The sequence below is a fragment of the Sedimentitalea todarodis genome (assembly GCF_032595355.1).
Classification (GTDB): domain Bacteria; phylum Pseudomonadota; class Alphaproteobacteria; order Rhodobacterales; family Rhodobacteraceae; genus Sedimentitalea; species Sedimentitalea todarodis.
Map to the genome: position 1 here is coordinate 1 of NZ_JASMWN010000059.1, position 5,686 is coordinate 5,686.

General features: G+C 62.9%; 3 protein-coding genes. All 3 read right to left on the reverse strand.

The annotated features are described in order from the left end of the window. Positions 1 to 13: 13 nt before the first annotated feature. The gene (gene lpdA, locus QO231_RS25685; RefSeq protein WP_316783042.1) at positions 14 to 1,753 is read right to left on the reverse strand and encodes a dihydrolipoyl dehydrogenase; all 1,740 of its coding nucleotides are present in this window, start codon (positions 1,751 to 1,753) and stop codon (positions 14 to 16) included. A 13-nt stretch (positions 1,754 to 1,766) separates the two neighbouring features. Continuing rightward, positions 1,767 to 3,026 (reverse strand): dihydrolipoyllysine-residue acetyltransferase, encoded by a 1,260-nt coding sequence (locus QO231_RS25690; RefSeq protein ID WP_316783045.1) that lies wholly within the window; start codon positions 3,024 to 3,026, stop codon positions 1,767 to 1,769. A 26-nt stretch (positions 3,027 to 3,052) separates the two neighbouring features. Beyond that, a partial coding sequence (gene aceE, locus QO231_RS25695; RefSeq protein WP_316783048.1) for a pyruvate dehydrogenase (acetyl-transferring), homodimeric type occupies positions 3,053 to 5,686 on the reverse strand: 2,634 nt, incomplete at its 5' end.

Below are 5,686 nucleotides of genomic sequence, written 5' to 3' on the forward strand. Positions count from 1 at the left end.
GGTCTCTGTTGGACTACTTTCGTTTTTTTGGTGGCATGAGGTCTGTGATTGTGCCTTCGAACATTTCTGCTGCGAAATTGATGGTTTCGCTCAGGGTCGGGTGGGGGTGGATTGTGTGGCCGAGGTCGACGGCATCGGCGCCCATTTCGATGGCGAGTGCGGCTTCGGCGATCAGCTCTCCGGCGTTTGTGCCGACGATGGCGGCGCCGACGACGCGGTCGTCTTCGGGGTTGAACAGCAGCTTGGTCATGCCCTCGCTGCGGCCGTTTGACAGGGCCCGGCCCGAGGCCGCCCAGGGGAACACGCCCTTTTCGACCTTGAGGCCCTTTTCCCTGGCCTGGGTTTCGGTCAGCCCGACCCAGGCCACCTCGGGATCGGTATAGGCCACCGACGGGATCACCTGCGCATCGAAGGCGCGCTTGTGTCCGGCGGCGACTTCGGCCGCGACCTTGCCTTCATGCACGGCCTTGTGGGCCAGCATCGGCTGTCCGACCACATCGCCGATGGCGAAGATATGCGGCTGACCGGTGCGCTGCTGATGATCCACGGCGATAAAGCCGCGCTCGTCCACGGCGACGCCCGCCGCCTCGGCATTGATCAGCTTGCCGTTGGGACGGCGCCCGACGGACACGAGAACCCGGTCGAACGTGTCGGTGGTGACCTCGCCCTTGGCATCCTCGAAGGTGACTTTCAGCCCCTTCTTCTGGGCCTCCATGCCGGTGACTTTGGTCTTGAGCATGATCTTTTCATAGCGGCCCTCGACACGCTTTTGCAGCGGGCGCACCATGTCCTTGTCGGCCCCCGGCATCAGCTGGTCCATGAATTCGACCACCGTGATTTTCGAGCCAAGCGCGTCATAGACACAGGCCATTTCCAGCCCGATGATGCCGCCGCCCAGAACCAGCATCCGCTTGGGGATGTCGGCCAGTTCCAGCGCCCCGGTGCTGTCCATCACCCGCGGATCGTCATGCGGAATGAACGGCAGTTCCACCGGCTCGGAGCCGGCGGCGATGATGCAGTGATCAAAGCTCACCGTGGTGTCGCCATCCGCGCCCGTGACCGCGATCATGTTGGGGCCGGAGAACGTCCCGGTGCCGCGCACGACCTTGACCTTGCGCGCGCGTGCCAACCCGTCCAGACCGCCGGTCAGCTGCTTGACCACGCCGTCCTTCCAGCCGCGCAGGCTGTCCAGATCGACCTTGGGCTTGGCAAAGGTGATGCCATGCGCGCCCATTTCCTCGGCCTCGGTGATCACCCTGGCCGCATGCAGCAACGCCTTGGACGGGATACAGCCCACGTTCAGGCAGACGCCGCCCAGCACCGGGTTGCGTTCGATCAGGATGACCGACTTGCCGAGATCCGCGGCGCGATAGGCTGCCGTGTAGCCGCCCGGCCCCGCGCCCAGAACCACCACCTCGGCGTGATGCTCGCCGGCACCACTTGCGGTGCCGGTCGCGGCGACAGCAGCAGGCGCAGCCGCGGCCGGCGCCGTTTCATCCGCCGCTTGCGGGGCGGTGTCGGCCGCGGCCCCTTCCAGCACCAGGATCAGGCTGCCTTCGGAGACCTTGTCGCCCTCGGAGACCTTGATCTCCTTGACCTTGCCCGCCGCCGGGCTTGGCACTTCCATCGTCGCCTTGTCGCTTTCCAGTTCGATCAGCGGGTCTTCGGCGGCGACGTCATCGCCGACGCTGACCAGGATGCTGATCACGGGTACATCGGAAAAATCACCGATATCGGGAACCTTGACGTCCATATCCGCGCCCTCCTTACAACATCAGCCGGCGCACGTCGCCGAGCAGGTGTTTCAGTGTTGCGCAGAACCGGGCGGCCAGCGCCCCGTCGATGGCGCGGTGGTCATACGACAGGCTCAGCGGCTGCATGTTGCGCGGCACGAAGGCCTCGCCATCCCAGACCGGCGCCATCCTGGAGCGGGTCAGACCCAGGATCGCCACCTCGGGCGCGTTGACGATCGGCGTAAACGACGTTCCGCCGATGCCACCCAGAGATGATATGGTAAACGTGGCACCCGACATGTCATCGCCCTTCAGCTTGCCATCGCGCGCCTTGGCCGACAATTCGCCCAGTTCCTTGCTGATCTCGATGATCCCCTTGCGGTCGGCATCCTTGATCACCGGCACCATCAGACCGTTCGGCGTGTCCGCCGCAAAGCCGATATTGTAATAATCCTTCTTGATCAGCTTGTCGCCGTCCGGATGGATCGACGAATTGACCTCCCAATGCTGTTTGAGCGCAGACACCGCGCCCTTGATCACAAAGCTCAGCAGGGTGACACGATAGCCGTCCTGCTTGGCCTGTGTGTCCAACTCGCGCCGATAGCCGTCGAGATCGGTGATGTCGGCCTCTTCATTGTGGGTCACATGCGGGATGTTCAGCCAGCTGCGATGCAGCGCCGGACCCGAGAGTTTCTTGATCCGGGGCATCTCCACATCTTCGACAGGGCCGAACTTGCTGAAATCCACAGGCGGGATCGGCGGAATGCCCATACCCCCCTGTGCTCCGCCGGCGGCAGCGGCCGGTGCGGTGGAGGATTTCAGGTATTTGGTCACGTCCTCGCGCAGGATACGTCCCTTGCGACCGGAGCCGTTGACCTTGCTCAGCTCGACATCCAGTTGCCGCGCAAAGGCGCGCACCGACGGGCTGGCATGGACCTTGCCAAAACCGGCATCCGTCACCGCCGGGGCGACAGCTGCGGGGGCGGCTGCAGGGGCGGCGGCGGGCGCGGCTGCAGGCGTGTCCGCCTTGGGCTCGTCTCTGGGCGCCGCAGACGCACCATCGGCCTCGACCATCAGGATCACGTCGCCCATCGACACCTTGTCGCCTTCGCTCACCTTGATCTCGGTCACCTTGCCCGCAGCCGAGCTCGGAACTTCCATCGTTGCCTTGTCGCTTTCCAACTCGACCAGCGGGTCTTCCAGCGCAATCACGTCACCAACGCTCACCAGGATGCTGATCACCGGAACATCGCTGAAATCGCCGATATCCGGTACGGTTACTTCAATAGCCATTTGTATTGTCTCCTCGTATCCCGTGGTCAGACCAGGCGGGGGTTCGGCTTGGCGCCGTCAATGTTGTACTTGCTCAGGGCGGATTCCATTTCCGCGCGGCTGACATGGCCGGCGCGATACAGCCGCTCCATCGCCGTCGCCGCGATATGGTTGGCGTCCACCTCGAAGAACCGCCGCAGGTTGACCCGGCTGTCGGAGCGCCCGAACCCATCGGTGCCCAGCACCGTGAAATCGTTCGGCACCATCGCCCGGATCTGCTCGGCATAGTTCTTCATGTAGTCGGTCGCCACGATCACCGGCCCGCTGGCTTTCGACAACTGCTGAGTCACGAAAGGCTGTTTCGGATCCTCCAGCGGGTTGAGACGGTTCCAGCGCATGCAATCCTGCCCGTCGCGCGCCAATTCGTTCAGCGAGGTCGCCGACCAGATGTCGCTGGTCACGCCGAAATCTTCCTCGAGCATCTCCGCCGCCTTCAGCGCCTGCATCAGGATCGTGCCCGACCCCATCAGGTTGACATGGCGATCACCCGGTTTCGGTGTTTCACGGAACCGGTACAGACCCTTGATGATGTCCTCTTCCACACCCATCGGCATGTCGGGGTGGCTGTAGTTCTCGTTCATCAGGGTCAGGTAGAAATACACGTCCTCCTGATCGCCATACATGCGCTGCATGCCGTTCTGCACGATCACCGCCACCTCGTACTGGAAGGTCGGATCATAGCTGATGCAGTTCGGGATGGTGCTCGCAAGGATGTGGCTGTGCCCGTCCTCGTGCTGCAACCCTTCGCCGTTCAGCGTGGTGCGCCCTGCGGTGCCGCCCAGCATGAACCCGCGCGCCCGGCTGTCGCCCGCCGCCCAGGCCAGATCGCCGATCCGCTGGAACCCGAACATCGAGTAGTAGATGAAGAACGGGATCATCGGCACGCCGTGGTTGGAATAGGACGTCGCCGCCGCGATCCAGTCGGCCATGGCCCCGGCCTCGTTGATGCCCTCCTGCAGAACCTGCCCGTCGACGCTCTCCTTGTAGAACGACATCTGGTCGGCATCCTGCGGGGTGTATTTCTGCCCCAGCGGGTTATAAATCCCCACCGAGCGGAACAGCCCCTCCATCCCGAAGGTCCGGCTTTCATCCGGCACGATCGGCACGATGTTCTTGCCGATCTTCTTGTCCCTGAGCAGCGTCGTCAGGATCCGCACAAAGGCCATGGTGGTCGAGATTTCACGCTCGCCCGTGCCCTTCAGCTGCGCCTCGAACTTGGAGAGCGGCGGAATCTCCAGCTTTTCGCAGTCGGACTGGCGCTGCGGGAACGCCCCGCCAAGCGCCTTGCGGCGGTCCGCCAGATAGGCCTTCTGCGCGTTGTTCAGCGTCACGAACGGCGCCTTGGGCAGATCCGCGTCGCTGATCGGAATGTCGAACCTGTCGCGGAAGGCCCGCAACTGGTCTTCGGCCAGCTTCTTCTGCTGGTGCGTGGTGTTCTGCCCCTCGCCGGCGGTGCCCATGCCATAGCCCTTGACCGTCTTGATCAGCAGGCAGCTCGGCTGACCCTTGGTTTCGGTCGCCCGCTTGAACGCCGTATACACCTTTTCCGGATCGTGACCGCCCCGGCGCAACGCCCAGATCTGATCGTCGGTCCAGCCTTCCACCAACGCCGCGGTCTCCGGGTACTTGCCGAAGAAATGCTCGCGGATATAGGCGCCGTCCCTGGATTTGAACGTCTGGTAGTCGCCATCCAGGGTTTCATCCATCAACTGGCGCAACCGGCCGCTGGAGTCTTTCTCCAGCAGATCATCCCAGCCCTTGCCCCAGAGCAGTTTGACCACGTCCCAGCCAGCGCCGCGGAAATCGCCCTCAAGCTCCTGAACGATCTTGTGGTTGCCCCGGACCGGGCCGTCCAGCCGCTGCAGGTTGCAGTTGATCACAAAGATCAGGTTGTCCAGCCCTTCGCGCGCCGCAAGGTCGATCGCCCCCCGGCTTTCGGGCTCGTCCATCTCGCCGTCGCCCAGGAAACACCACACCTTGCGGTCGGCCATGTCGATATGGCCCCGGTTGTGCATGTATTTCATGAACCGCGCCTGATAGATCGCCATCAGCGGGCCAAGACCCATCGAAACCGTCGGGAACTGCCAGTAATCGGGCATCAGCCACGGATGCGGATAGCTCGACAGACCCTTGCCATCGACCTCGCTGCGGAAATTCTCGAGCTCTTCCTCGCTGATCCGCCCTTCCATGAAACTGCGCGCATAGATGCCCGGGATCACATGGCCCTGGAAAAACACCAGATCGCCACCGTGAATCGCTGATTTCGCACGCCAGAAATGGTTCAGACCGATGTCATACATCACCGCCGAACTGGCAAAACTGGCAATGTGACCGCCGTACTCGCTGCTCACCTTGTTGCGACGCACAACCGTCGCCATCGCGTTCCAGCGGTTGATCGTCCGGATCCGCCACTCCATCTCCATGTCACCCGGAAACGCGGCCTGATCGTCCGAAGGGATCGTGTTCTGATACGGCGTCGTCGCCGAAAACGGCAGCGTCGCCCCCGCCGCCCGCGCCTGCTGAACCGCCTTGTCCAAAAGAAAATGAGCACGATTGGCGCCATCACGCTCAATCACATCCTCAATCGCTTCCTGCCATTCCTGAGATTCAACAGGATCAAT

What these genes read in the sequence shown, in the direction of transcription:
- lpdA (WP_316783042.1), bottom strand. Translation starts at nt 1,753, where the DNA reads ATGGACGTCAAGGTTCCCGATATCGGTGATTTTTCCGATGTACCCGTG.
- QO231_RS25690 (WP_316783045.1), bottom strand. Translation starts at nt 3,026, where the DNA reads ATGGCTATTGAAGTAACCGTACCGGATATCGGCGATTTCAGCGATGTT.